The sequence below is a fragment of the Sphingobacterium populi genome, assembly GCF_001586775.1.
GTDB classification, from domain to species: domain Bacteria; phylum Bacteroidota; class Bacteroidia; order Sphingobacteriales; family Sphingobacteriaceae; genus Sphingobacterium; species Sphingobacterium populi.
This window is the reverse complement of sequence record NZ_LQXS01000001.1, coordinates 469,046-495,289: the sequence shown is the minus strand read 5'-3', so window position 1 is coordinate 495,289 and position 26,244 is coordinate 469,046. Positions and strand designations below refer to the sequence as shown.

The 26,244-nt window shown below is 41.2% G+C and carries 24 protein-coding genes and 2 tRNA genes; 14 read left to right on the top strand and 12 right to left on the bottom strand.

Features of this window, described 5'->3' with window-relative positions; translation table 11 throughout:
* Positions 1–10: 10 nt before the first annotated feature.
* Both A0125_RS01875 and A0125_RS01870 read left to right on the top strand, forming a co-directional pair.
* Positions 11–964 (top strand): acetyl-CoA carboxylase carboxyltransferase subunit alpha, encoded by a 954-nt coding sequence (locus A0125_RS01875; RefSeq protein WP_066751321.1) that lies wholly within the window; start codon positions 11–13, stop codon positions 962–964.
* A 50-nt stretch (positions 965–1,014) separates the two neighbouring features.
* Entirely contained in the window at positions 1,015–1,308 is a 294-nt protein-coding gene (locus A0125_RS01870) for a hypothetical protein (protein ID WP_066751318.1), read from the top strand.
* A gap of 149 nt (positions 1,309–1,457) precedes the next feature.
* Here A0125_RS01870 and A0125_RS01865 read toward each other — a convergent pair whose 3' ends face one another.
* Positions 1,458–1,688, bottom strand: a complete 231-nt coding sequence (locus tag A0125_RS01865; protein WP_066751316.1) for a hypothetical protein — start codon at positions 1,686–1,688, stop codon at positions 1,458–1,460.
* A gap of 120 nt (positions 1,689–1,808) precedes the next feature.
* Between A0125_RS01865 and A0125_RS01860 the strand changes: the two genes are divergently transcribed.
* Complete coding sequence (locus tag A0125_RS01860) at positions 1,809–2,459, top strand: hypothetical protein (protein ID WP_197464726.1); 651 nt, start codon at positions 1,809–1,811, stop codon at positions 2,457–2,459.
* A gap of 24 nt (positions 2,460–2,483) precedes the next feature.
* Here the strand turns inward: A0125_RS01860 and A0125_RS01855 are convergent, their stop codons facing one another.
* The gene (locus A0125_RS01855; protein WP_066751314.1) at positions 2,484–4,004 is read right to left on the bottom strand and encodes a GH3 family domain-containing protein; all 1,521 of its coding nucleotides are present in this window, start codon (positions 4,002–4,004) and stop codon (positions 2,484–2,486) included.
* 181 nt (positions 4,005–4,185) lie between these two features.
* Between A0125_RS01855 and A0125_RS01850 the strand changes: the two genes are divergently transcribed.
* From A0125_RS01850 to A0125_RS01835, 4 genes are all read left to right on the top strand, one after another.
* On the top strand, positions 4,186–5,667 hold the full coding sequence (locus A0125_RS01850; protein ID WP_066751312.1) for a DUF5687 family protein: 1,482 nt from the start codon (positions 4,186–4,188) through the stop codon (positions 5,665–5,667).
* A gap of 1 nt (position 5,668) precedes the next feature.
* A complete protein-coding gene (locus tag A0125_RS01845; RefSeq protein ID WP_231863080.1) occupies positions 5,669–6,376 on the top strand; it encodes an ABC transporter ATP-binding protein in 708 nt (235 codons plus the stop codon).
* Between the two features lie 14 nt (positions 6,377–6,390).
* Positions 6,391–9,738, top strand: coding sequence for a DEAD/DEAH box helicase (locus tag A0125_RS01840; RefSeq protein ID WP_066751310.1), 3,348 nt, complete (start codon positions 6,391–6,393; stop codon positions 9,736–9,738).
* A 110-nt stretch (positions 9,739–9,848) separates the two neighbouring features.
* Positions 9,849–10,955, top strand: a complete 1,107-nt coding sequence (locus tag A0125_RS01835; RefSeq protein WP_066751303.1) for a mechanosensitive ion channel family protein — start codon at positions 9,849–9,851, stop codon at positions 10,953–10,955.
* Between the two features lie 200 nt (positions 10,956–11,155).
* On the opposite strand, the gene A0125_RS01830 is transcribed toward A0125_RS01835, so the two are convergent.
* Both A0125_RS01830 and htpG read right to left on the bottom strand, forming a co-directional pair.
* Positions 11,156–11,911 carry an isocitrate lyase/PEP mutase family protein gene (locus tag A0125_RS01830; protein ID WP_066751300.1) on the bottom strand — a complete coding sequence of 252 codons (756 nt, stop codon included), beginning with the start codon at positions 11,909–11,911 and terminating at the stop codon, positions 11,156–11,158.
* A 192-nt stretch (positions 11,912–12,103) separates the two neighbouring features.
* A complete protein-coding gene (gene htpG, locus A0125_RS01825) occupies positions 12,104–13,993 on the bottom strand; it encodes a molecular chaperone HtpG (RefSeq protein WP_066751297.1) in 1,890 nt (629 codons plus the stop codon).
* Positions 13,994–14,161: 168 nt separating this feature from the next.
* On the opposite strand from htpG, the gene A0125_RS01820 reads away from it, so the two are divergent.
* Positions 14,162–14,752: a suppressor of fused domain protein gene (locus A0125_RS01820; protein WP_066751295.1), complete on the top strand. Its 591-nt coding sequence runs from the start codon at positions 14,162–14,164 to the stop codon at positions 14,750–14,752.
* 159 nt (positions 14,753–14,911) lie between these two features.
* Here A0125_RS01820 and aroB read toward each other — a convergent pair whose 3' ends face one another.
* Positions 14,912–15,985, bottom strand: a complete 1,074-nt coding sequence (gene aroB, locus A0125_RS01815) for a 3-dehydroquinate synthase (protein ID WP_066751293.1) — start codon at positions 15,983–15,985, stop codon at positions 14,912–14,914.
* A 24-nt stretch (positions 15,986–16,009) separates the two neighbouring features.
* On the bottom strand, positions 16,010–16,216 hold the full coding sequence (locus A0125_RS01810; RefSeq protein ID WP_066752657.1) for an RNA-binding S4 domain-containing protein: 207 nt from the start codon (positions 16,214–16,216) through the stop codon (positions 16,010–16,012).
* 86 nt (positions 16,217–16,302) lie between these two features.
* On the opposite strand from A0125_RS01810, the gene A0125_RS01805 reads away from it, so the two are divergent.
* Both A0125_RS01805 and A0125_RS01800 read left to right on the top strand, forming a co-directional pair.
* Positions 16,303–17,502, top strand: coding sequence for a proline dehydrogenase family protein (locus A0125_RS01805; RefSeq protein WP_066751290.1), 1,200 nt, complete (start codon positions 16,303–16,305; stop codon positions 17,500–17,502).
* Entirely contained in the window at positions 17,502–18,107 is a 606-nt protein-coding gene (locus tag A0125_RS01800) for an HAD family hydrolase (RefSeq protein WP_066751287.1), read from the top strand. Before A0125_RS01805 ends, A0125_RS01800 begins: the two co-directional genes overlap by 1 nt.
* Before the next feature lie 45 nt (positions 18,108–18,152).
* Here A0125_RS01800 and A0125_RS01795 read toward each other — a convergent pair whose 3' ends face one another.
* Genes A0125_RS01795 through A0125_RS01785 form a run of 3 tightly spaced genes read right to left on the bottom strand, consistent with a single transcriptional unit; the run spans position 18,153 to position 20,024 of the window.
* Positions 18,153–18,767: a hypothetical protein gene (locus A0125_RS01795; protein WP_066751284.1), complete on the bottom strand. Its 615-nt coding sequence runs from the start codon at positions 18,765–18,767 to the stop codon at positions 18,153–18,155.
* Positions 18,768–18,817: 50 nt separating this feature from the next.
* On the bottom strand, positions 18,818–19,489 hold the full coding sequence (locus A0125_RS01790; protein WP_066751281.1) for a hypothetical protein: 672 nt from the start codon (positions 19,487–19,489) through the stop codon (positions 18,818–18,820).
* 13 nt (positions 19,490–19,502) lie between these two features.
* Positions 19,503–20,024: an RNA polymerase sigma factor gene (locus A0125_RS01785; RefSeq protein ID WP_231863079.1), complete on the bottom strand. Its 522-nt coding sequence runs from the start codon at positions 20,022–20,024 to the stop codon at positions 19,503–19,505.
* Between the two features lie 301 nt (positions 20,025–20,325).
* On the opposite strand from A0125_RS01785, the gene A0125_RS01780 reads away from it, so the two are divergent.
* Positions 20,326–21,171 (top strand): universal stress protein, encoded by an 846-nt coding sequence (locus A0125_RS01780; protein ID WP_066751276.1) that lies wholly within the window; start codon positions 20,326–20,328, stop codon positions 21,169–21,171.
* A 7-nt stretch (positions 21,172–21,178) separates the two neighbouring features.
* Here the strand turns inward: A0125_RS01780 and A0125_RS01775 are convergent, their stop codons facing one another.
* Genes A0125_RS01775 through A0125_RS01765 form a run of 3 tightly spaced genes read right to left on the bottom strand, consistent with a single transcriptional unit; the run spans position 21,179 to position 24,824 of the window.
* On the bottom strand, positions 21,179–21,772 hold the full coding sequence (locus A0125_RS01775; RefSeq protein WP_066751274.1) for a LytS family sensor histidine kinase: 594 nt from the start codon (positions 21,770–21,772) through the stop codon (positions 21,179–21,181).
* A 22-nt stretch (positions 21,773–21,794) separates the two neighbouring features.
* Positions 21,795–22,388, bottom strand: a complete 594-nt coding sequence (locus A0125_RS01770) for a DUF502 domain-containing protein (protein ID WP_066751272.1) — start codon at positions 22,386–22,388, stop codon at positions 21,795–21,797.
* 6 nt (positions 22,389–22,394) lie between these two features.
* The gene (locus A0125_RS01765) at positions 22,395–24,824 is read right to left on the bottom strand and encodes a bifunctional UDP-N-acetylmuramoyl-tripeptide:D-alanyl-D-alanine ligase/alanine racemase (RefSeq protein ID WP_066751269.1); all 2,430 of its coding nucleotides are present in this window, start codon (positions 24,822–24,824) and stop codon (positions 22,395–22,397) included.
* Between the two features lie 372 nt (positions 24,825–25,196).
* Between A0125_RS01765 and A0125_RS01760 the strand changes: the two genes are divergently transcribed.
* The 3 genes from A0125_RS01760 to A0125_RS01750 all read left to right on the top strand — a co-directional run bounded on the left by A0125_RS01760 (position 25,197) and on the right by A0125_RS01750 (position 26,216).
* Positions 25,197–25,943 carry a DUF6733 family protein gene (locus A0125_RS01760; RefSeq protein ID WP_066751266.1) on the top strand — a complete coding sequence of 249 codons (747 nt, stop codon included), beginning with the start codon at positions 25,197–25,199 and terminating at the stop codon, positions 25,941–25,943.
* A gap of 107 nt (positions 25,944–26,050) precedes the next feature.
* Positions 26,051–26,123: transfer RNA gene (locus A0125_RS01755), tRNA-Gly, on the top strand.
* 8 nt (positions 26,124–26,131) lie between these two features.
* A tRNA-Leu gene (locus tag A0125_RS01750) sits at positions 26,132–26,216 on the top strand.
* Positions 26,217–26,244 lie beyond the last annotated feature (28 nt).

Genomic DNA, 26,244 nt, shown 5'->3' with positions numbered 1-26,244 from the left:
AAAAAATAATATGGAGACAACATTTGACTTTGAAAAGCCAATAGCAGATTTACAAACTCAGATTGAGAAAGTAAATCAAGTTGCCGAGAAAACGAAGGTAGACATGAGCGCTACCGTTCGCGAGCTGGAAGAAAAATTGGCCAAAACAAAAATTGAGGTCTATCAAAATATGACCGGATGGCAAAAGGTACAAATGTCCCGCCATCCAGGCCGCCCGCAGACATTTGATTATATAGAAATGATCAGCACGGATTTTGTCGAGCTTCACGGAGATCGCACAGTGCGCGACGATAAGGCAATCGTGGGCGGATTTGCCAAAATCAATGGTGAATCAGTCATGATTATTGGCCACCAAAAAGGTAAAAACACCAAAGAACGTCAGTTTCGCAACTTTGGCATGGCCAATCCAGAAGGTTATCGCAAAGCATTGCGCTTGATGAAGATGGCCGAAAAATTTGGCAAACCTATTATTACGCTGATCGATACCATGGGAGCATATCCAGGTTTAGAAGCTGAAGAGCGTGGTCAAGGTGAAGCTATTGCACGCAACTTATTAGAAATGTCTATTTTGAAAGTACCTGTGATCTGCATCGTAATCGGCGAAGGTGCTTCTGGAGGCGCATTGGGCATCGGTATTGGCGATCGAGTTTACATGATGCAAAATACATGGTACTCGGTAATATCACCAGAATCGTGTTCGTCCATTTTGTGGAGAAGCTGGGACAATAAAGAGCAAGCAGCAGAAGTGCTAAAGTTGAGAGCAGAAGATATGCTGCAAAATGGCTTGATTGATGGCATTATTGAAGAGCCGATTGGCGGAGCACATCAAGATCCTCTAGCGGCGGCAGAAGAACTAAAATCAAAAATCGTAAGTGATCTAGCCACATTAAAAGCGAAAGATGCGGATACACTCGTCAACGAGCGAATCAACAAATTTAGTCAGATGGGTGTTGTCGTAGAGTAAAACCTTTTTAACTTGTATTTGTTCTATAATAAGAAACAACAGAATATATTATGGACAAGTTGAAAAAGTTTGAGTTGATGGAAAAAATTTCCAGAGAGCTTGAGGATGTAAGACACAGTCAGCAAGCGGTTTTGGAAAAGATTGGAAAGATTGAAGTCGATAACATCGAACTCGGTGACAAGGCAATCGAGGAAAAAATCCCTGAAATCTATGAGCGTACTGCACATAACGCTGAAGCAATTCAGGCTATCTTAGATTCCTTCCAACAAAAAACTGAAGAGTTTGGTGATAAAAACAACATCGCTAAACTTAAAGAACAGCAGGAAATTAATAATTTGAAGTAATAGCAAATTAACCTGTATAGAGAAAGTCCGATAGAAAAATTTCTATCGGACTTTCTTTTTGCTATCGGTCGCCAATGCTTCTCGCAACCTACAAAAAAAGGTTATTTAGACAAATAACCTTTTTTGTAGGTATTAGCAGTACCTATGCACTAATCTTTTTTCTTTTCTGGATCTACATTTCCTTCTGCATTACCTGCCAAAGGTCCTTGCGGGCCATCCAGTTCATCTTCGTCCTGCGTTTCCTCAATATCTGGATCATCTTCTTTTTGTGTGCCTTCTATATCTTCTTTTTCTGGTGGAAAGTTGGTATAATTTGCTTTTTCGTTTTCGGCTTTTCCGCGCTCCTCAGCATTTTTAGGTTTTTTATTATTATCATTCATAAGCTATTCGATTTAATGTCTTTATATAAATAGTAACAGGCCATTTTATAAAAAGTTTTTGTTCAAGGTCAGGTTTTGGAGTGGAATTTGCCCTTCTACAAGAACATATACACACTGAATATGATCAAAACAGACACATATACCATTCATAAAGAAATTCCTAATATAATTCGGCAAGAAGTGCTTGCCGCACTCGCCCACTATCCCGAACTACAGGCTACACACATCCGATTTAAATTTACGAGATCGTTGAATGGTTCGATTATGGCTGCCAGACCACAGGTTAGTACCTTATTTGGGTCACGCAAAAATCGAAAATATGATATCCTAATGAGCCCGGTTTTCAAATTAAAGCATAGTATAGAACCGCTGCATCAAGTGGATCCGGATGTATTGATTGGCTGGATCGGTCATGAACTAGGACATATTATGGATTATGAGCAACGTAATACATTGGGCATCGCCCGATTTGGTTTGCTATACTGGCTTTCTAAAACCTATATCAGAAAAGCGGAGCGCGTAGCCGACACATTTGCCGTACATCGCGGAATGTCTGATTATATCTTAGCTACAAAAGATTTTATTCTTAACCATAGCGGTCTTTCCCAACAATACAAAGATAAGATTGCCAGGCTTTACTTATCACCTGATGATATTGTGACGATAGTGGACGAAATGGAAACAAGCAATAAGGCAGACAAAGAAAACTTACTCGCGGAGGAAATCGATATCGCCGAAAGCATTGCTCAAGAAACGCAAGAAAGTCGGTAATAACCGGCTTTCTTGCTAAAGAACCTACAGCTTGGCAAGGTGAGCTTCGAATTCTTTAAACTCTTCTTCTTTCATGACGCGCGGTATTTTGGCCTGCCCGCCCAATTTTTTAAAATTGGCACTCCAATCATGAAAATGTGCTACGGGCACTACTCGGACTTGCACATCTGCCAGCGATTGATTCCGCGCTACCTTGTAATTCTTATTGGCACTGCACAACTGCTGATCTAGAAAAATGTTCAATTCTGCTATTTCGGCTTTATTATCTGCTCCCAGATACCATTTCGACACATATTTACCCTCTTCGTCAGATATTGTTGCTACCGTAAACTCGTGAATTGATAAATCGAACTTCTCCTGCACTTGCTGTATCGCATTATTCATCTGATTAACCGATAATTGCTCCCCTACGACATTAAGAAAGTGCTTCGTACGACCACTTATTCTGATTTCTCCTAATTCTTTATTTGCGATGATGATCGTATCGCCGATCATATAACGCCACGTACCCGATACGGTAGATATCAATAGTACATATTCCTCCCCTTCTTGTACATCTTTGAGAGCGAGTACTTCCGCATCTTGACGCACACGACCATCTTCATCTAAATTTTCGGGCGTGAAAGGCACAAATTCGAAAAATATGCCGTTATCCACAATTAAAGACATAGCCTCGGTATCAGGCCTCTTTTGAGTGGCTAGATATCCTTCTGAAGCTAAATAGGTATCAATGTATGTTACGGGTTTGGCAAACAACTTCTCAAAGCTTTTGCGATACGGTCCAAATGCTACGCCACCTGTGGTGTAAACTTGCAAATTAGGCCAAATATCATGTATCGTATCCAGTTTGTTGTAACGAATGATTTCTTTCAACATCAACTCCGCCCACGATGGGATCCCACTAATCGTACCGACATCCCATTTAGGCGCTGCTTTAGCGATACGCTTTACACGTTGCTCCCAAGTATCACTTGCCGCGATCTTCTTTCCAGGTTTGTAAAACTTACGAAACCACATCGGCAAATTGGCTGCCGTAATGCCACTAATTTCTCCAGATAGAAACCCATGATAATCTTTCAAATTGGTACTACTGCCCAACATCATGATATTCTTTTCAAAAAACTCTGCCGGTACATCAAAGTTTTTCATACTCAGCACTTGTTGGATGCCTGACTTTCGAATAGAATCCAACATATCGTCAGTCACTGGAATGGCTTTACTGTTACTGGTGGTTCCACTGCTTAGCGCAAAATATTTTTGACCGCCTGGCCACGTCACATTTTCGTATCCTTCCTCTAAATAATGCCACCATTCTGCATACAACTTGTCGTAATCAAAAATAGGTACACGCTCCTGAAAAGCTTGAATAGGATCTGATGCTAATAGGATCTCCGCAAAGCCAAACTTGCGACCAAATGCGGTATGTTGGGCTCTGGTAAGCAAATCCTTCAACACAGACAACTGGGCAGACGCTGGACTTGTCTCCGGTTGTAATAAACCATTTACTTTTATTGCTCTTTTTATAATCTCTCCGATAATTGCCATAAATATAGCCTTATTGATATTTCCCTAGATAAATGTTGCTATGGACTTGATCCACATGTTTCTCCATTATATAACGCCAAACGATGCATATTGTTGACTTTTTAATCACAATAGTTAGCTATTTTGTATATCTTAGAAGAGAAAATTGTCGCACTGAAGCGTGTACCATAATTAGTCCCATATGTTCGTAAAATTTCTTGTTTTAGAATGGAAGAGTCTCTTCCGTTCTGCACACCGCGGACATAGTATCTCTATTAAAATACTACTGGCTGTTTTTGCATTGCTTATTGCGCGGGGTATATGGTCAGCAGGATACTACCTGTACGATTTACTGGACGAAAGTTCGGCAAACCTATTTCCTATGCAGCAAGTGAATCGATATTTGCTATTTTGGTTTCTGGGAGAGTTAGTTTTACGTTTCGTTATGCAGCAGCTACCCGTCATAAACGTGAAACCATTCCTTATACAGCGCATTTCACGCGATAATATAAGTCATTATTTACTTAGTAAAAGTATATTCTCTTTCTACAATCTTCTTTCGCCTTTACTATTCATCCCTTTTGCTGTCGCTTGCTGGTCCGTCGGCGATTACCGCTTTTCTACCCTATTGGCTTGGCTTATTGCCATTATCGGCACTTCATGGTCGCTACACTTTTTTAACTTTTCGTTGCAACACATAGTATCTGCCAACTGGCGGTTAACTAGCATCGTAATCTTGGTATTTGCTTTTGTATTCTTTCTAGATTATCTGCACATCTTTTCTGCTACTGGCATGGTTGCAGGGTACTTCGAGTTGGTTTTACAATATCCATTTTCGAGTTGCGTACCGATTGTGCTATTGGTATTTGCGTACGTGCTTATCCATCGATCTTTGCGACGACGATTGTATCTCGAATCCAATACACAGCAGAAGAAAAATCGTGTCGCCAGCGACAATTTTCGCTGGATGAATCTATTTGGGCGTTACAAGCCACTCATTCGTCTGGATTTCAAATTAGTGTGGCGAAATAAACGTACCAGATCATTACTCGTAATTAGTACATATGGCCTCTTCTATGGTCTATTGTTTTATAATAATTCGAGTATCCAAAACCAAAGCTTGCTCGTATTTATAGGGATATTTACGACGGGACTGTTTACCTTCAATTTTGGACAGTTTCTGCCCGCTTGGGATAGTTCCTATTATCCCTTTATTCAGACACAGCGTATTGCTATCAAAGATTATCTCAATGCCAAATGCATTTTACTTTACGGAAGTATATTTCTGACAACCATATTGACTATCCCGTATGTATATCTGGGTACCGATATTTTGCTTATTAACGCAGTCACGGCAATTTACAATATTGGTATTAATGTGCCACTTCTTCTGTACTTTGGCACTTACAATAACAAACGAGTAGATCTGGATAAATCCCAGTTTTTCAATTACCAAGGTATGGGCGCTGCGCAATGGATCGTTATGCTTCCAGCTATTATCATCCCAATACTACTTTGGGCGATTATCCATGCTTTTGCCAATTTTGAAATCTCTTGTTTACTTTTGGCTGCAATAGGAATAGTAGGATTTTGCCTGCGTCAATTCTTTATACAACGCATTGCTCAACGCTATCAAGCACGTAAATACAACATGTTAGAAGGTTTTAAGCAGGTTAGTGAATAATATGAAAAAGCAGATGATTGACATCTTAAATATTAGTAAGCACTATAATGATACGATAGTTGTGCAGATCCCTGAACTACATATCTATCAAGGAGATTGTGTAGGTTTAGTGGGCAACAATGGAGCGGGAAAAACAACGCTGTTCAGCATCTTACTCGATCTCACTCCTGCTACCACAGGCTCCGTGCTACATCAAGGAAAGTTAGCCGCAGAATCCGACGAGTGGAAAAAATGGACTACAGCTTTCTTAGACGAAAGTTTTTTGATTGGCTACCTTACGCCCGAGGAGTTTCTTTATTTCATTGCCGAATTGCGACAGGTAGAACGTGCTTCAGTGGATCTATTATTGAAACGATACGAAGATTTTTTTCAAGGCGAGGTGCTGAATCGTGGCACCTATATTCGCGATCTATCTAAAGGAAACCAAAAGAAAGTCGGCATTATCTCAACGTTAATTGGTGATCCGGCGGTAATTATCTGGGATGAACCTTTTGCTAATTTGGATCCCAGCACTCAAATCCGACTCAAAGATTTAATTAAAGATCAGAGCGCCAATGGCGACAAAACGTTATTAATATCAAGTCACGATCTGTCGCATACCGTTGATGTATCTAGTAGAATCATTGCATTGGACCGGGGAAAGATAGTGAAAGACGAGGTCAAATCTGAAGATTCGTTATCTGAATTAGAACAGTTTTTTACGGTCTAAAATTGGAGTACTAAGTGAGATTACCTGACGGCACGTACCGATTGAAAGCTATTTCGTTCGAAGAATTGAGCGAGTTAACGTTGTTGACGCATTATCCCGAGCAAGATACGACAGTCGCCAAATCAGCCATGTATCAGTTGCGCGTAACCGAAATCATGCTCAATGGTATTGAGTTTGTTGCTGCGCAGGATGCGGCAAACGATCTCACCATTCGCCTTTGGCAAAATGATACAGATATTAGCGTACGCATAACTTCGCAGACGGAAAATAAAGACAGCTTGTCCAAATATGAGTTTTTGGCAATCTATGCCGTGATGCACATCACCGCCTACCGCGTATTCTTTAATAGCCATGCCCGGCGACAAATGCTCATTCCATACGCGAAGCCCTATGGCTTAGAATCAGAATCTGATCTTGATTCATATTTTGATTTGGTGTATGACAAAGGATCGATCCTAGTGAAGTCAATCCATGACGGCATCCTGCAGGCAGAGCTGCACAACGAGAAAACGGGTGGAATTCCGCTACCAAAAATAGAAGATCAAATAATCGAAGCCGACACAGCAAGGCAAAATATACTTGTATTGGGTCTACATAAGTTTTACGCACAGTTACGATTCGAATTGCTGAGCGTGAGCATGACACAATCGGGTAAGCCCAAAGCTCCTTTCCAGTTCATCGCTGCGCCAAGTATGCTTTGGAAAGCGCAAAGTGCTGCGGCAGTCAAATTTTATGCAGCATTGAATACGTTTGCAAGCGCTTATGACGAGAAAGATGAGGAGCAAGATTTAGCGGCACTGATCGCTATACAACGCAATCCTCTGTCGCTTCCGATCTATCTTCATGATCGGGCAATTTCCGATAATATCACCGCCAAATCCATCCGACAGATCAGCATGGATATGCTTCAGGCTACTATGGTGCTTCGCGTATTTAAAAGGCGACCATTTTATGAGCTCACCGCAAGCTTACGCTGGCACGAACAGGAATTGCCGGTAAAGACATTGCCGATTAAGCATCGCTATTTTATTCAAAAAGATCAGGTGTACTCATTAATCGATAATGTGCACATGCTACGCTTGATCGAGTATTTCAAGAAACGTCCTGAGATTTTGTTAGTCCACGAATCAAAATACGATGCTTTCACAAAATCGGTGCTAGAGCCGCTAGAAGATGCAATTGAGATCCAATATGCCACGATCAGAGCAGCTAGTAAAGAAGAAAAAGTAATCGTAGAACAGGATACCGAAAGAATTATTTACCTAGCACAGCGCGGAAACTTCATATACCTAACGCCCGTCGTGCGCTATGGTGCAACTGAGATTCCGCTGGTCACTAAAAGGCAAATAAAAGGACTGGATGCCAACGGCAATAGTTACCTCGTGCCGCGTGATGAAAATCTCGAGAACAAATTCAAATCTCTTTTAAGCAATCAACATCCACATTTCGCCGAACAATGGCACGAGCGTGATTTCTTCTACCTGCACCACGAAACATTTGTGGCCAACGATTGGTTTTTACCCGTTTTTGAACGTATGCGCCAAGAAGGCATTAGCATTTTGGGTGCTCAAAATCTTAAGCTGGACAAGCTCAATATTCATGCAGCAAAGATTGACATCAAAATACTGAGTGGCACCGACTGGTTCAATGCCAAAATAACAGCAACCTATGGCAACCAGCAAGCATCTGTGAAGCAATTGTACCGCGCTATGCGCAACAAAAACCGCTACGTAACTCTAGATGATGGAACCCGTGGTATTTTACCAGAAGAATGGATGGACAAATTAGCTAAGTTCTTTGCGCTGGGTAGCGTACAAGATGAGCAGATCGACATTCCAAAAACACGTTTTGCCGAGCTGAATGATTTGAGTGACGATGTCGAATATTCTTCCGCAACCAGACGCGAAATAGAGCTTTTGATAAAGCATTTGCACAACCGAAAAGAGTTGCCATTAATCGAAGTTCCGGCCGCACTACAAGCAACACTTCGTCCCTATCAGATTCAAGGTTTGGCTTGGTTATCTGCCTTAGACGGTTTCAATTTCGGTGGTTGCTTAGCCGACGACATGGGATTAGGCAAAACGCTGCAAATCATCGCATTATTACTTACTCAACGCAAACAGGCAAATCAACGTACCGCTTTAATAGTGGTGCCGACCTCACTTCTATTCAATTGGGAAAGCGAAATCAAAACGTTTGCACCTTCGCTATCTGCACACATCTTATATGGGAAAGGAAGAGATCTGTCGTCAGCAGAATGGTCGCAATTCGATGTGCTCATTACGACTTATGGCGTGATGGTTTCAGACCTAGCACGGTTGAAAAAATTCTCCTTCGACATGATTATACTGGATGAATCACAAGCTATTAAAAATCCCAATTCTATACGTTACAAATCTGCGATGCAGCTTAAAAGCAGAAATCGTTTTGTCTTGACAGGTACTCCTATCGAAAATAGCACGTACGATCTGTACGGTCAATTTTCTTTTGCCTGCCCTGGCTTGCTTGGGAATATGACCTATTTTAGAGATACCTATTCGACTCCGATTGATCGTTTTGATGATAATTTGCGAGCAGCAGAATTGCAAAAACACATCGCGCCTTTTCTATTAAGACGTACCAAGAAGGAAGTGGCAACTGAACTTCCAGAGAAAACTGAGATGATTATTTACTGCGAATTGGGCGACAAACAAAGGGCAATATACGATACCTACGAAGCCGAATTCCGTGATTATATAGCACAGCAAGAAGAAGACGAACTCGAGAAAAATAGTATGAATGTCTTGGCCGGACTTACTCGCTTGCGACAGATTGCCAATGCACCGGCCTTATTAAAAGAAGGTTATGAATCCAGTATTTCTGCAAAGATCGAGGCGATGCTGGAGCAGATGGATAGTATTATATCCCAACATAAAGTAATTATATTTTCCCAGTTTGTGGGAATGTTGGATTTGATTCGTAAGCGATTGGACGAACGCCAAATAGCACACTCCTACCTAACAGGACAAACCGTTGATCGTGCACATGAAGTGGAACAGTTTCAAAACAATAACGAGCGCCGCGTTTTCTTAGTTAGCCTCAAGGCTGGTGGTGTAGGTCTGAATCTAACGGCAGCGGATTACATCTTTCTGATGGATCCTTGGTGGAATCCAGCGGTAGAAAATCAAGCAATCGATCGCAGTTATCGAATCGGACAAGATAAGCACGTGATGGCAATACGCTACATCGCGCTGGATACAGTCGAACAAAAGATGATGAAACTACAACAAAAAAAACGCGACCTCGCTGGCGCATTAACCTCAGCTAGCAGCTCATTACTACAAAAGATGGACAAAGGGGATTTGCTAAATCTACTGGGATAGAACCCAACAAAAAATCTGCGTACGGCATGCCGCTGTCAGCACAATAGTAAAATGTAAAAACTACCTGCCATTAGCAATGTTATACGATTGTAAGCTATTGAATTAAAGACATGACAATCGATCTCACTGAACTTGCCTTCAAAATGCCGGCCTGGACTTGGAATATTCTCGTTATTATTTTTTCCGTGATTCTAGGCTTTGCTATTCGTGCTATACTATTGCCAATCGTACGCCAGCAGGCACGAGAAGGCGCGTCTTATTCGGCCATTCGCTCAATTATTCGTCATCTCAACAAAATAATTTCCGTATTCATTCCGCTACTTGTATTCAATGCACTTCTGCCATTTACGCGCTTCACCGCGCAAACACATGCCTCGGTAGAAAAGATTACTGAGATCTTAATCACGCTATCTTTTGCGGTGGTGATCATTCGATTTATCCGGATTTTTGAAGATTACCTATATCATCGATTCGATATCAATAAGGAAAATAACCTGCGCGAGCGTAAAATTCGAACACAAATCGAATTTATACGCAAACTATTGATTACGTTGATCGTAATCGTTACCATTGCAATTGTATTATTGAGCTTTGAAAATATGCGTAAAATCGGCGCCGGATTGCTCACTGGCGTAGGTGTAGGTGGTATTATCATCGGTTTTGCTGCACAAAAGTCTTTAGGTAATCTGTTGGCAGGTTTGCAAATCGCATTTACACAACCCATTCGTATGGATGATGTATTGATTGTTGAAGGAGAATGGGGAAAGGTCGAAGAAATTAATCTTACCTACGTCGTGGTCAGCATATGGGATAAAAGAAGACTCGTATTGCCGATTAATTATTTTATAGAAAAACCATTTCAAAATTGGACCAGAACGACTGCCGAGATTTTAGGTACAGTTTTTTTATATGTTGACTTCACCATTCCGGTAGATAAGTTGCGCAACAAGCTGACCGAATTGCTTCAGAGCAATGTACTGTGGGACGGAAAAGTAAACGTATTGCAGGTAACAGACTTTAAAGAAAAAACCATGGAACTGCGCTGCTTGATGAGCTGTCGTAATTCTGGACACGCGTTCGAACTTCGTTGTTATGTACGTGAGCACATGATTGCCTATATCAACGAAAATTTTCCAGAATCTCTCAGTCAAACCCGCATAGCCATGTCGCCAACGATTACGCAGGCAGACCAAGACACGGGAACAGACATGTTATAATTTAGATCCAATAAACACATTTTACAAGCTTTAGTTATAGAATGATGAGGCACTTTTAAGAAATCTCGCGTGAGCTCTAGTAGCGTCGCCTCCTGTTATAGGTAACCGCCGATTATACAGAAAAGCCCTTGCTAAATACGCAAAAAAGCGGTTTGCAGATTTTTCTGCAAACCGCGCTCATGATTAAAGATTGTTGTATGCTATTGGTACAGTTTCCCAAATGCTTGATCTGTATGAATAGCTCCTAACAGTTCTTTGGTCTGTTTGGAGATTATTTCATATAGCTTTGCTCCGTGGCTGATGCGCTTCACACCAAGTTCTGTTAGCATCTGGTAATCAGGAATGTTTGGTGTAGCAAATACATTCAACGGTAGGCGAACGGCTTCTACAAATTTCTTGATATCTTGCTCTTTTTCTATCACCGGTATAAAAATACCGTCCGCACCTGCATCAGCGTAGATCTGTGCTCTTTTGATAGATTCTTCTAGTGCGTCAGGGTGCTTTGTGGTATATGTATCGGCACGTGCATTAATAAATATATTTGTGACCGCTTTGATGGCTTTGATTTTATGTGCTAGCACTTGTGGATCTTCCATTCCGCGTTTGCCGTCTTTGACCACTCCGTCTTCCAGATTTATCCCTACTACACCTACTTCCACCAATTGCTTTACATGTGCCGCCACTTCTTCTGGATCAGATGAATAACCTGCTTCAAAATCTACAGAAACTGGGATATTAACTGCTTTTACAATTCGTTCCACCACAAACAGGATCTCATCTACACTAATATTTTGGCCATCTTCATACCCTAGCATATTGGCAATGGCATGGCTAGAGCTGCCTAAACCTTGAAACCCTAACTCTTCGGCGGTTTTGGCCGTATGGGCATCCCATACATTTCCTACTACGAATGGTTTGCTTTGCTCGTGCAATGCTTTAAATTTTTCTACTGACATATTGCTTGACTATAGTTGTTGTGAGCTTCGATTACTTGTTTGGACAACTTAACGTGCACCGGAATCGAGATACAGCACACTACATAAAAACAGGACTACTATCAAAATGTTTGATAGCATAATCGCTATCAAACGAAACAAGGTGCTCCGATTAAGAGCACCTTGTTTAAATTACTTTGTGAGGATCTCCGATTAGATCATCTCTACGCTACGCTTCACGAATGAAGTGAGCTCGGCTCCTGTCAATAATCCTCTGGATAGTAATGCCAAGTCAAAGGCTTGTTTTGCTAAGCGCGCGCCGTCTTCATCCGAGCTTTCTAAAATACGCTTCACGAGTGGATGATTACCATTCACCGTTACCTTGTACTGATCTGGCAATTCACCGTAGAAGCCCATACCGCCACCACCAGTTTTGGCCATGTCTTTCATACGACGCATAAATTCGTCGATCGTAACCGATACAGGCAGATCTCCAGCAGTCAACGCAGCTACTTCTACTTTCATATCCGTACGCGTAATGGCTTTTTCGAATAGCTCTGTCGCTTTTTTGCTTTCGTCTTCTGTTAAAACGGCTTCAATTTGTTCATCTTTCTGAATCAATTTCTCCGCGACATCAGCATCAACCCGTTTCAGTTGCACTTTTTCACCACCTTTTTGCTCTAAATAAGAAGTGATGTGCGTATCTAAAGGACCATCGAGTACTAATACATCGTATCCTTTTGCTTTAGCACCGCTGATAAAACCATCTTGCTGTGCGGCATCGTGCGTATACAAATACACCACATTGCCATCCTTATCTACTTGAATATCTTTTACTTTTTCGTAATATTCTTTGATGGTATAATGCTCACCATCCGTATTTTTCAATAGGCAGAACTCGTTTGCTTTCTCTGCAAACTTGTCGTCGCTCAACATACCATATTTAATGAAAAGACCGATGTCGTTCCACTTTTCTTCGAATCCTTTGCGATCAGATTTATAGATCTCCTGCAATTTATCCGCTACTTTCTTGGTGATATACGTGTTGATTTTTTTCACATTGCCATCAGCCTGCAAGAACGAGCGTGATACGTTTAGAGGAATATCTGGGGAGTCGATGACACCGTGCAACAACATCAAAAATTCAGGAACAATATCTTTTACTTCGTCTGTAATAAATACTTGACGGGAGTACAATTTGATTTTGTTACGTTGAATTTCAAGATCATTCTTAATTTTCGGGAAGTAAAGAATACCTGTTAAGTTGAAAGGATAATCTACATTTAAGTGAATCCAAAACAATGGCTCATCCATCGCATATGGATACAACTCACGGTAGAAAGCCAAATAATCCTCATCAGTTAATTCTGAAGGAGATTTTGTCCATGCTGGGTTGGTATTGTTGATGAAATTATCAACCTCAACGTTTTTGTATTTAGGCTTTCCTTCTTCGTCTTCGCCATCAGGCTCGCTAGTCGATTTGGTGCCGAAACGAACCGGAACTGGTAAGAATTTAGCATACTTATTTAGTATTTCTTCCAGACGGCTTTTATTTAAAAACTCTTCTGAATCTGCATTCACGTGCAAGATCACATCTGTACCACGTTGTGTACGCGTACCTTCCGAGATCTCATAAGATGTACTCCCATCACAAGTCCAGTGTGCTGGCTCTGCTCCTTCTTGGTATGACAGTGATTGAATTTCAACCCGATCGGCCACCATGAAAGCAGAGTAAAAACCCAAACCAAAGCGACCAATAATTTCATTGGCGTCGTTGGCTTCTTTGAATTTCTCCATGAATTCGGTTGCACCCGAAAACGCGATTTGGTTGATGTATTTCTTGATCTCATCAGCCGTCATCCCTAATCCATTGTCGGAAATAGTGATGGTTTTCGCCGCTTCGTCAAAACTGACGTCTACCGTCAAATCACCGACCTCGCCGCCGAATTGCCCCAATGATGATAGACGCTTTATTTTTTGCGACGCATCCACTGCGTTTGAAACCAATTCTCTTAAAAAAATCTCGTTATCAGAATACAAAAACTTCTTGATCACGGGGAAGATGTTTTCCGTGTGGATCGAAATCGTACCTTTTTCTGCCATATCTTTTCTTTCTATTCTATGTGTGTTTATGTTGAATTAACCTTGTTTTCTCCATCCTAAGCTCAGCAAGGAATATTCCATTTAAAAAATGAAGCCATTATGACAGCTTGTCGCTGAAAAAATAACAGTCAATGCGTATTTTCGCAAGCAAAGTGCTTACAAAACGTCATGTCATTGTTTAAGAAACCTTATTTTATGCGCTCCGGCGTGGAGCGTTTTCGAGATTTGCTAGAGGCGCAGATCGGTCAGCGATGTGAAATATATCGGCACCCGTCAACCAATAAAAAGCTGCCTGCTGTCTTTGTCCTGCTCTTCAAAAACTTTCCTGATCGGGATTACATGACCGCGTATAGCTACGGACTTTCGGCCGCGAAAGGTTCTGCAGAGATAAGCGCGGGAAGAGAACTAGTAATTCAGATCAGAAGTAACTTAGACAATTGGGGGCATGTACTCGGATTTCTAATCAGCCATTTGAGAAATGACTGTCCATTCGACCCAGGACAGATTATTCGTTTTGGACAACCCATTGCGGCAGATTCGACGATGGAGCATTTTCTTGTCCACGATGTAGAAGATAAACTTGGTACATCGGCCACCTTCAATCTAAGCAAAAGCTATGGTGTAGCATTAGTACAACTCAGTCCTATTTTTGCAGAAGAATTATCAACCATTCAAAAGATGGGTTGGTCTGATTTCTACGCAAAATTGAAGGCAACTAAGGAACATGTAAACCGAAAACCTATTGGTGCCTACAAGTAGCCCAATAGGTAATAAATGACGATAAAGGCGATAATTGTTCCGAAACAACCACAGCCCAATTTACGAGCTCCCCAGCCGGCAATCAATGTTCTAAATAATTTATTCATCTGCTTCTCTAGTATAGTTGCTTAAGAGAACAGGATCGGCGCCCAAATTGTTTTAGGGATTAGTGATATCCAGCGTGCGATAATAATCGAGCGCCGCTTTGATGCCAGCTTCATCTACGTACTTATTATATGCGCAGTCGCCGATCGCATTGAGCAAGGCAAAACCAATCTGATTTGATTCGTTCTTTTTGTCATTACGCATCAAGCGGAACAATTCTTCATCGATAGATGGCGCAATGGTATAATATGGATACGTGCGCAAAAGGTATTGTTCGATTCCTTTCAACTCTTCCATAGACAGCGTGCCCGACTGCGTAGAAAGATATGCTTCGCATAGCATACCAATTGCTACGGCTTCTCCGTGTAATAATGGATTTTGATCGTGTGTTAGCGAATAGCCTTCGACCGCATGTCCAATAGTGTGCCCGAAGTTCAAAATCTTACGGATATTATTTTCTGTTGGGTCTTCTTTTACAATGTTGTTTTTGATCATCACAGAATCGTACACGACCTGCTTGTCAATATTCTCAATATTGATTTGCTGGCAGCGTTGAAAAAGGGCTTTATCTTGAATAAGACCATGTTTGATGACTTCTGCAAAACCGGATAATAGTTGTCTCGAATCCAACGATTCCAAAAATTTACTACTAATAAATACCGCCTTTGGTTGCGTAAAAGTACCAATGATGTTTTTGAAATTATCCAGATCGATGCCCGTTTTACCACCAACAGAAGCATCTACTTGTGCGAGTAAAGTGGTAGGAATTTGGATAAAATCAATTCCTCGTTTGTAGGTCGACGCCGCAAAACCTCCCATATCTGTCACGACGCCACCACCTAAATTGATCATCAACGCTTTGCGGTCTGCGCCAAAATCCAACATGGTTTTCCAAATTCCAATACAGTAATCGATATTTTTATTTTCCTCACCTGGATCTACTTCTATAATATCATAATCGACAATCTCAGGAATGGCAGCTTGTAACACTGGTAAACAATGGTCGTTGGTATTGATGTCTACTAAGATCAGTACATTAGAATACCCACCATCGGCGATGAAGGATTGTAAACTCGCTAGGTCATCTTCAAAATACACCTTATAACCTAAACTTTCTATTTGTTGCATAACTAAAAATCAATCATAAAGTGCTTAGACGATCTCAACGACCTGTCCTTCAAATTCTACTTTGTCGCCTCTTTTTACCTTTAATCTTTTACGGTAATCTACCACGCCATTGTATTGTACCATTCCTTCTTCGACGACATGCTGTGCCATTGCACCATGCTCCACCCAGTTCATTGCTTTAAGAAGCTGGATAAGATGAATAAACTCGCCGTTCAACACAAATTTTTGCATAGCCAAAATTAAATAAATTACGAGCATATTCAGCTTTTAATTCAACAATTACTTAGTTTTGCATTTATAAACACAACACAACATTGATGGAAACCTTAGGAGCGCCTGTTAAGTTAGATTTTAACGATACGGCGACAGCTTTCAGAACGAAAAGTGACTCGGATCTGAGCAAAGCATATTGGCTATTTAAAATGGTTTCGAGCAGTGCGCTGATTAAGTTAGGCACGCCGGTTACCAACTTCTCTTTACAGATCGGCCTACCTATTCAGGGCATTATTAAAAAAACCATTTACAAACAGTTTTGTGGTGGCGAAAGCATTGAAGATTGTAACCGTTCTATTCGCGAATTGGGCGAAGGGAATGTGACTACCATTTTGGATTATTCGGTAGAAGGTGAAGAGTCTGAAAGCAGCTTTGAAGATACTTGCGCCGAAATTCTACGAACGGTAGCTTCTGCAAAGAAGGAAAAGCTTATTTCTTTTTGCGTATTCAAGCCAACTGGGCTGGGAAGATTTGATCTTTTTGCAAAGCGTGATGCCAAACAAACACTTACCGATTTGGAGAAAATAGAATTTTCTCGTGTATTGGAGCGTTGTGAGCGCATTTGCGCCGCGTGTTTGGAAGCGGATATTCCCGTATTGATCGATGGTGAACATTCTTGGATCCAAGAAACGATTGATGATATCGCTCGCGATATGATGGAAAAATACAACCGTGAAAAACCAATCGTATACAATACTTACCAGTTGTATCGCCACGATAAGCTGGCTTCGCTAAAAGCAGATCTTGCTTATGCGAACGTTCGGAACTTTTATCTAGGCGCTAAGCTCGTGCGCGGTGCATATATGGAGATTGAGCGTGATCGCGCAAAGTCAAAAGGCTATCCTTCGCCGATACAACCCGACAAAGCGAGTAGCGATACGGATTACAATAATGCACTGCTTTTCTGTCTTGACCATATCGACAATATGGGATTGATGGCTGGCACGCATAACGAAGATAGTTCTCGCTTACTAGCAGAAGAAATGCATAATCGCGATATTGCTCACAATCATCCCAACATTTGGTTTGCGCAATTGCTCGGCATGTCGGATAATTTATCTTTCAATTTAGCAGCTGCAGGTTACAATGTAGCCAAATACATGCCTTACGGCCCGGTTAAAGCTGTGATGCCTTATCTGTTTCGACGCGCACAGGAGAATACATCTGTTGGAGGACAAACAGGGCGTGAGCTAAGTTTAATAATGGCAGAGAAAGAAAGACGAAAAAAAGAAAAAAAGAGCTAATGACTATAGCGGACAAAACACAGAAACTCTTGCAACTATCGGAATCTTACGATGCACTATTGTACGATGTAGATGGAACTTTGGCAGACAATATGTCGGCACATAAAGCAGCGTATGCTGCTGCCGCACTAGAATACGGTATCCATTTGGATACCGATATTATTGACGAAACTGCTGGCTGGCCAACTGTCGCCGTCGCTAAACTGATTTCGGAACGGTACGGAAAGGATTTCGATTTTGATGAATTTGCCTTGCGCAAATCCACCATATTCCGAACAGAGTATATTCGGCAAACAAAACCTGTAGAACATGTATTGCAGCATCTTCGTCAGGAAGTCGGCAAGAAAAAGATTGGCCTTGTTTCTGGTGGCACCAGAAAAACATTAGAAATCACGCTAGAAGTAATTGGAGTAACTGGATTGTATGAGGTGTTGGTATGCGCTGGCGACACAGCAAACGGTAAACCCTCACCCGAACCATTTTTGCTGGCTGCAGAACAGCTAAATATTGCCCCTGAGCGTTGTATGGTTTTTGAGGATGGTGATCCAGGTGTTCAAGGCGCAATTGCTGCTGGTATGGGTTGGGTGCGTATTGATCAATTGTAAAACGCTACAAATACCTTCTAACACTGTAACGTTTTATCCAAAATCTTAGAAATTGGTGATAATACGCAAACCACCATTGGTATAATTCATATCTGCTCTTTTGAAACTACCGACAGGCAACTTTACATAAGGTTCTAAAGATACAGAAGGACCACGCTTGAGCTTCATTTCCTTACCGACGGACATGTTTACAAAGCCCCCAAAACCAGAAGAATTGACATTGGTATTGGCTGATTCCATCGTACGAACAACTGGTTGTACGGCTGCACGCATTTCACTTTCATTACTTGGCAGCCCCGCGCCATACGGGTTAGCGTTTACATTTTCGATATAATGTGCAAATCGTTGCTGGCCTAGTACAGTAGCATATGAAATACCTGCACCTGCGTACAAGCCTTTATAAAAAGAATATTTAGCTTCGAGCGGAATATCGATAGTACGCACCATTCCTGTTATTGCATTTACATTAGGAATGAGCGGAACGCGAGCCATCAAACTACTACCTGCCATACCTACATCCGTTTGTAAAGGCCGATCAGGCGAAGCTGCCACTTCCATAGAAGCTATTTGTGAAGGATCACGTAAAGTACCAACTTCATATTGTTGAAAGGATGCACCGGTTCGCACGCTCAACTGTTTCGTGACATTGTAAGAGAGCATCAGTCCTCCACCAAAATTAACCCGCTGATCTGTAGATGAAGGTGCTACAACTACGCCAAAATCAAATTTATCATTGAGCTAAAACGCTTGCTTTCTCCTACTACTTCTTGCATCGTAGCAGTAGATGTTGCTTTATTATCAGCAAAAACGGATGGAAAAGTGCGTTCTGAGCGCTTCACGACTTCGGCTTCATCGGCATCTGGATAAAAATATAACTTCTTGCCCGATGATTTAATCGTATTGTGAATATCTGTAGATGCGGCAGACAATGTAGGCTGAAATTTTATCATCCATGATTTGGCCACATGGACGGCAGACAAGCGATTGTTTTGATCTGCGCCAGAAATGGAATTATAATGTATATCTAATTGTGGTTGAAGCTCTTCCGAACTCCCAGAAAGCTGATTGTGCACCTCATCACTTTTCAACTTATCCACGTTGGAAGTTGCTGGCTGCTGGGTAGATATAGAAGTGAAAGTAGGTTGAGACAGATCAGTTTCGTCGGGACTAAAATACCAAAAACCAAGCACAGCAAGTGCCACACAAGCAGCAGCGCTACTCATCCAAATGGGCACGATACGCTTACGTACAGTTTTTGGTAAATGATCTGCTCGAAAGCGTTCCCAAGCACCATCTTGATATGGCAACTCTTCAGTCGCTTTGAGCTGGTCTACGATACGGTCAACAATGTCCTTTTCCTGACTGTTATTCTTTTCCTTCATGTTCAACCCGAAACTAGGATTTTATATTTTCCTGATCCATAAATTTATTATACAGTGCACGAAGCTTTTGTTTAGCTCTTGTAAGATAAGTTCTTGATGTACTTTCGGGTATATCGAGCATCTTACTAATTTCTTCATGCGAGTAGCCTTCTATTTCATACAAATTAAATATTGCTTTTTGAACAGATGGCAAATCATCTAATAATTTTAAAATGTCGTTCGCTTCTAAATTAGATGCCATACTGACCGATAAATTCCCGATCTCTGTATCTTCTTCATCGTCGATAAATTGCATCTGCTTTTTTACGCGTAACATATCAATTGCCGTATTTACTGATATACGAGCCATCCATGATCTAAACGTTTTTTCAAGAACTTCATCGTCAGCATGCTGCTCAAAGCTGTGCAATTTCCGAAATACTTTGACAAAGCTTTCGTTTATAACTTCTTCTGATTCCACATCTACCTTTACATAGCGCAAAACCACCGCCTTTATATAGCCATAGTACTTTTTATAGATAAATGCTTTACTCAACTCCGATTCGGACGCTACACACCTCTCCAGCGCGACTCTTAAAGTCGGCGGATGCTTACGCATGACGTATTTCTGTATAATTTCCAAGCGACCTAAATCAATATCTTTTAGTTCCGTCTATTCTTTGATTTTTACTTCTCCGCTTGTACAGATTCTGTTGATTGCATATTCATCTATAAAGCATAACGATCAAAGCATGTTTGGCGCTACAATCATAAGTAATTATGAAAGTCTTTGCAAGACCCGCGGTTAAAAACGAAAAATAATGTAAATTTAAGATAACATTTATAAATCGCTTCATATGAGAACCATATTATTCCCAACTGACTTTTCGGAACTGGCTGATAATGCTTTTATATATGCACTACATTTAGCAAAGTTTGTCGACGCAAATGTCAAGGTTTTGCACAGTTACATGTCGCCCGTATTTGCATCAGTACATCCGGGCCAACCCGATATTCTAGGAGAAATGTACGCCAATGTAGAAAGCACAGAGCGAGAGAAATTTCTGAACAACACGCCTCGTCTGATGCAATTGGCCATGGATTATGGATTCCCGGAGCACCGTATAACCTTTCTACTCGAAGAAGGCCCTGTCGCTTCTGTCGTGCGAGAGCTTTCAATGAAACAAAAATTTCACCTCATCGTGATGGGAACACATGGCCAATCTGGCTTTTTGGATCGTATAATCGGATCAAATACGGTCTCCGTAATTAATTCTGTCAAGACTCCCGTGATTGCAGTTCCGCCACATGCCCGCTTTTGCGGTATCAATCGTGTCGTTTTCACGACTTTATTTCGCGAGTCTGACAAGACAGCCTTACGAGAAGCATTGATTATGGCAAAGGAAGTTGGTGCAGAAACGACCTGCATTCATGTCGTTTCTAACTCGGACCTTACGAAGGTAGGCCGGCACATGGAACAATGGCATGAAGATCATAAAAAGTATGTCGTGCAATTTAAACTTTTGGATAAAGTAGAAACTGTAGAACATACTATAACAAATTATATATTAGACAACAATGTTGATATGCTCGCCGTCATCAAAAGAAACCGCAATTTCTTTGACAGATTATTTAAGGATAGTACGACTCATAACCTAACGTTTCATACCAAGGTACCTATTATTGTATACCACGAGGAGTAGCTTTAGACTATTGGTATTTGAGGAAAAGTGTTGCTTTAAAGGTTTGAGAATTGCTGTTGACAAACAGTTCGTGCCTGTCCGGATGAAAAAGCTGTAAGCGTTCGCGATAATAGGTAATGATATCATCTTCGCCTTGGTTCTCCACATAATGGTTTACCCGATTGCTCACTTCTAATAAGATACCACCTTCAGACGCACTGACACGCACTTTGATTGGAAACTTAGCCATCGAAGCATAGCCGTTTTTGATGGCATTTTGAATCAGTGGAAACAGAATGAGTGGTTCAATCATCGCTGCATCATCCGATACCTTGGCATTAAACTGCAAATAGAATTCTTCTCCCATTATTGCTTGGGTGAGCTCTACGTACCGTTGCAACATGTCAATTTCTTTTGCCACGTGCCAAGGCGTATACATAGAGCTATTAAGTATTTCTCGCTGATAGTTGGTTAACTCGGCCAAGCGATCAGCGTGGGCATAACGGAGAAGCAGCGATGCATCTGTCTGACAGTGCTGAAAACTGAGTTTGGCCTGCAACTCCATCCTCACAACATCCACTTCTGTTTTATTTCCAAAAATACGATCTATTAGTTTGCTCATGTTTACACCGTTTTAGAAGCTGTTAATCCAAACTACTTACCCCACCAGACACCACGAGCTTCATTGCTTCGGTAGCCGACATATGTAATTTAGAAACGCGCTCCGCTTTTACGACCACCACCTGCCCGGCAAAAGAATAGGAATATGGAAAATACACTAGCACCTCACCTTCCAAATGAATGGCTTTTAGGTTGCGTTGGGTCAAAAAACCGATTTTCTTCAGTCCTGTTTCGTTAATTTCTACCAGCACTGGCTCATTGAATTTTTTTGCATCGCCGACAAAGGCTTCTGTAAAATCCTTAATGGATGAATACAAGGTATTAAAAATAGGAATGCGATTTACCATCCTTGCCATCCATTGTTGAATAGGAACAGTGACTAAAGTCGTAAACACAAAACCGACCAATACGAGCACCACAATTACGGTAACGATGCCCATACCTGGAATATACCGAGGCGCGCCATTTTCGTCCTCTATCAGATGCGTTAAGTTCAATGCATTGTCTAATGTCGCTACTAGCCATATAATCAAAAACACTGCTCCTGCCACCGGAATCACCACTAATGTACCTTTGATCAGGTAATACAAAAACCGTTGAAAAAATTTTTTAAACATAGTATGTTATTGATAATAATAAACACGCTTAACGCGCGCCGATATATTTACTAATAATTCGTATGGAATCGCACCGATTGAGCGCGCCATCTCAGTTATATCTGGAAAAACGAGTACCTCATCCCCTTCCGCTACAGCTAAACCAGTCACATCCAGCATACACATATCCATGCAGATATTGCCAATCGTACGGACAACCTGTCCGCGAATCATCATATATCCCACTCCATTGCCAAAACGTCGATCATATCCGTCTGCATATCCGATCTTAACAGTTGCAATCTGCCCATCTCTTTGCAGCACGCCACGCCGATCATAACCCACGGTATCGTCTTTTTTCAGACTCTTGATCTGCGTTATTGTCGTTTTCAGCTGACTAGTAGACCAGATATCGAGTCCGCTGGCGTTTAGATCTACACCATACAAACCTATGCCCAATCGTACCATATCAAAGTATGCGGATGGCCAACGTACAATGCCTGCGGTATTGCACAAATGCTTTATGACGTCGTATCCGAGCTCTTGTTCTAGCGTCGCGACTGCCGTTTCATATGTAGCAATTTGTTGCTCCGTAAATGCAGCTTGCTTGCTACTGCCTGCGGCGACCAGATGTGAAAATATTGAACTCACCTTTACCGATTTATTGGCATGTAATTCTGCTATAAGTTCTGGCAATTCAGGAATTAAAAAACCCAAGCGATGCATCCCCGTATCCAATTTTATATGTATAGGGTAATCGACAATTTTTCTTTCCTCAAGATAGCGCGTAAATGCCTTTAAGATGCGAAAGCTATATATCTCTGGCTCGAGATGATGACCAACCAGTCGATCAAAAGTAGATTCATCAGGGCTTAATACCATGATGGGCAAAGAAATACCACCTTGCCGTAGTTCTACACCTTCATCAACAAAAGCAACGGTGAGGTAATCCACGGCATTGTATTGCAACATATTGGCAACTTCAAAACTACCGCTTCCATATGAAAATGCCTTGACCATCGCCATGAGTTTTACATTTGGCGGTAAAAGCGTGCGATACTGTTTTAAGTTATGCTCAATCGCATTCAAGTTAATCTCCAACACGGTACCATGTGATTTCGCCGTGAGGCGCTTCACGATGGTTTCGAAATGATATGTCCGTCCGCCCTTTACTAAAATGGTTTCATCAGAAAATACCAGTGTGGGCCAGTGCCTATCCAGATCTTCTTTATCCGAAAAAGTTAACACTTCGCAATCCAAATTGTCTAGCACTTTGATTGCCTTACCAACCCATATAAGCCGATTTAGCGTATATGCAGAAAGCAACTCACGAAGCTTCTCTCCATATTTGGGAGCATCGGGCAACCCCATGATCTCTGATAGAATCAATGTTTTTTTCGGATGCTGATGCTGGCGTTCTAAAAAATCTAAAGCAATCTTAAGCGCACCCAAATCATTGGAATACGAATCGTCGATCACCGAACAGTTATTAATACCAGACTTCAACTGCAAACGCATTTCTACTGCTTCCAGATTGCGTATACGATGCGCAATAGTCGTCCAATCATAAGCCAATCGACGCATGACAAATACGCAACTAAGACAGTTTTCTATAGATGCCTGATCTACAAATGGCAAGATTAGGGATATCTGCTCTTTCTGTTCGGACAATAGTACCTCACTTTCGGTGGTCCCAACTTCGATGTTTAAAATTTGCCAATGATTGCTCGACTCAGAGCCCCACGATAGTGGCGAGGCAACTGAAAGTTGCTGATCACCCAGCATATATCGCGTCGGAAAGATGAGCACTTCACTTTTTTGAAACAGTTTCAATTTCTCCTGCAATTTCGCTTGCTTACTTAAGAAACCATCTGCATGTGCCACCCCGATATTTGTAAGCACACCTATATCAGGCCTAATCATATCCGCTAAACGCTGCATTTCGCCTTCTTGGCTTATACCCGCTTCAATGAGCGCAATATCGTACTGATCACTCAGTGACCATAGCGAAAGTGCAACACCCAACTGCGAATTATAACTTTTAGGACTTTGATAAACGTTCCTTTCGGGCGATAGCAATTGATAGAGCCATTCTTTTACAATCGTTTTGCCATTGCTTCCTGTAATCCCAATAATTGGAGCATGGAATCGATCTCTTTGATGTGTAGCCAAAGCCTGCAAAGCAGTGATGACATTTTCAACCCAAAGAAAATTGGCGGCAGAAAATAAAGATACATCCAGATCGCCCTTCGATACGACAAAGCTGCGTACGCCTCGTTCGTATGCTGCCGCAATATAGCGATGACCATCACGCAAAGCTGTAATAGCAAAAAATAAAGATTTCTCGCCCTGGTACACCTGCCGACTATCATAAACCAACTCCGTAACAACGAGATCGGCTGCGACAACAGTCTTCTTTGCAGCTATAATACCAGCGATTTCGGAAACCAAATACATAAAGTATGAATTGAAAAACGAAGTTCACCATTTTTTTGAACAATCTAAAAAAATACAACAACATAATATTTACTCAAAATCACCAATATTGCTTCCTAAAAAGGCGCCAATATTAACAACGAATGATAAAACACGTGATAACATTATGGAATTAGTACTACAAAAACTACTTAACACCTAAAAAGCACTTAAATAATCACGATAACATAAGAAAATACATAAAAAACAATTTTATAGACAAAAATTAACAGCTTAAACAAATTAAAAAACCATTTTTAAGCTAAAAAATTATAAATAATTTATGTTATATTACGATTTGTTGAAAATTTCAAATATATTTGGTCATTAATCAATAAATTTAATATAAAATATATGAATGCATTAAGAAAAACTATTCAAACAATCGCAATTATCATTGCATTTACCAACTTAACTACAATTCAAGCACAAACCAATGACGCAACCGCCACATTTGGACTTACAAGTGATCAATTTTTCGGTTTTGCTCCAAATTTTACGCTAGAATATAAGTTAAGCGACAAAGTAGGCTTATCTACTTATGGTATTTTCTGGGGTGCAGGTACTGGCGCAGCTTGGGGCAACTGGACAGAGTTTGGCGGTGGTGTCAACCTTTATTTGAGTGAAGGAATTACTTTGAATCCGAACTTGGGCTTTACATTTGGCAACTTATTGTCCAAAGGTGCGGCCGACGGACAGCTTGGCGGTATTGCCGGCGACGGTATTGTACCCAATGTTTTCTTCAATGTAGACATCCCAAAATTTGAATCAGAAATCTATGCGGGTTACTACGCACCATTAGTAAATAAAGCTCCTGCTGGCGGATCTACTTTGGCTTACTTGCACTACTGGGCAAATGCTGGATATAAAGTAAGTCCTGCTTTCTCGTTTGGAGCACATTTCGAACATCTACGTAGAACAAAAGATGATATCGGAGGTAAACTAGATTACTACCAATGGCTTGGACCGTATGTACAGTTCAATGTTCCAAAATTTGCAAGCTTTGTACGGTTGTCGGCGGGTGCAGACTTCGTGAAGACTGGTGAGATCGCCGAAAACTCAGAATCATTCTATAAGTTATCGACCGGATTTTCTTTCTAAATCATTATTACCCAACACAAACAACAAACAAAGTACTGCAGTAGCGGTACTTTTTTATTTTTTCCTTTGCGTAGCCGCAATATTCCTATATATTTGCAGCACCAAAAGCGAAAGTAGCTCAGTTGGTAGAGCACGACCTTGCCAAGGTCGGGGTCGCGAGTTCGAATCTCGTCTTTCGCTCAATGCCTGCCTAGGTGGTGAAACTGGTAGACACGCAGGACTTAAAATCCTGTTCCTGTTAAAGGAGTGCGGGTTCGATTCCCGCCCTAGGTACAAAGCCCTTTATATCAACACGATATAA

Bases quoted from the DNA above. Each gene is read 5' to 3' on its own strand.
- A0125_RS01875 (WP_066751321.1), top strand. From the start codon at position 11: ATGGAGACAACATTTGACTTTGAAAAGCCAATAGCAGATTTACAAACT.
- A0125_RS01870 (WP_066751318.1), top strand. From the start codon at position 1,015: ATGGACAAGTTGAAAAAGTTTGAGTTGATGGAAAAAATTTCCAGAGAG.
- A0125_RS01865 (WP_066751316.1), bottom strand. From the start codon at position 1,688: ATGAATGATAATAATAAAAAACCTAAAAATGCTGAGGAGCGCGGAAAA.
- A0125_RS01860 (WP_197464726.1), top strand. From the start codon at position 1,809: ATGATCAAAACAGACACATATACCATTCATAAAGAAATTCCTAATATA.
- A0125_RS01855 (WP_066751314.1), bottom strand. From the start codon at position 4,004: ATGGCAATTATCGGAGAGATTATAAAAAGAGCAATAAAAGTAAATGGT.
- A0125_RS01850 (WP_066751312.1), top strand. From the start codon at position 4,186: ATGTTCGTAAAATTTCTTGTTTTAGAATGGAAGAGTCTCTTCCGTTCT.
- A0125_RS01845 (WP_231863080.1), top strand. From the start codon at position 5,669: ATGAAAAAGCAGATGATTGACATCTTAAATATTAGTAAGCACTATAAT.
- A0125_RS01835 (WP_066751303.1), top strand. From the start codon at position 9,849: ATGACAATCGATCTCACTGAACTTGCCTTCAAAATGCCGGCCTGGACT.
- A0125_RS01830 (WP_066751300.1), bottom strand. From the start codon at position 11,911: ATGTCAGTAGAAAAATTTAAAGCATTGCACGAGCAAAGCAAACCATTC.
- htpG (WP_066751297.1), bottom strand. From the start codon at position 13,993: ATGGCAGAAAAAGGTACGATTTCGATCCACACGGAAAACATCTTCCCC.
- A0125_RS01820 (WP_066751295.1), top strand. From the start codon at position 14,162: ATGTCATTGTTTAAGAAACCTTATTTTATGCGCTCCGGCGTGGAGCGT.
- aroB (WP_066751293.1), bottom strand. From the start codon at position 15,985: ATGCAACAAATAGAAAGTTTAGGTTATAAGGTGTATTTTGAAGATGAC.
- A0125_RS01810 (WP_066752657.1), bottom strand. From the start codon at position 16,216: ATGCAAAAATTTGTGTTGAACGGCGAGTTTATTCATCTTATCCAGCTT.
- A0125_RS01805 (WP_066751290.1), top strand. From the start codon at position 16,303: ATGGAAACCTTAGGAGCGCCTGTTAAGTTAGATTTTAACGATACGGCG.
- A0125_RS01800 (WP_066751287.1), top strand. From the start codon at position 17,502: ATGACTATAGCGGACAAAACACAGAAACTCTTGCAACTATCGGAATCT.
- A0125_RS01795 (WP_066751284.1), bottom strand. From the start codon at position 18,767: ATGCTCTCTTACAATGTCACGAAACAGTTGAGCGTGCGAACCGGTGCA.
- A0125_RS01790 (WP_066751281.1), bottom strand. From the start codon at position 19,489: ATGAAGGAAAAGAATAACAGTCAGGAAAAGGACATTGTTGACCGTATC.
- A0125_RS01780 (WP_066751276.1), top strand. From the start codon at position 20,326: ATGAGAACCATATTATTCCCAACTGACTTTTCGGAACTGGCTGATAAT.
- A0125_RS01775 (WP_066751274.1), bottom strand. From the start codon at position 21,772: ATGAGCAAACTAATAGATCGTATTTTTGGAAATAAAACAGAAGTGGAT.
- A0125_RS01770 (WP_066751272.1), bottom strand. From the start codon at position 22,388: ATGTTTAAAAAATTTTTTCAACGGTTTTTGTATTACCTGATCAAAGGT.
- A0125_RS01765 (WP_066751269.1), bottom strand. From the start codon at position 24,824: ATGTATTTGGTTTCCGAAATCGCTGGTATTATAGCTGCAAAGAAGACT.
- A0125_RS01760 (WP_066751266.1), top strand. From the start codon at position 25,197: ATGAATGCATTAAGAAAAACTATTCAAACAATCGCAATTATCATTGCA.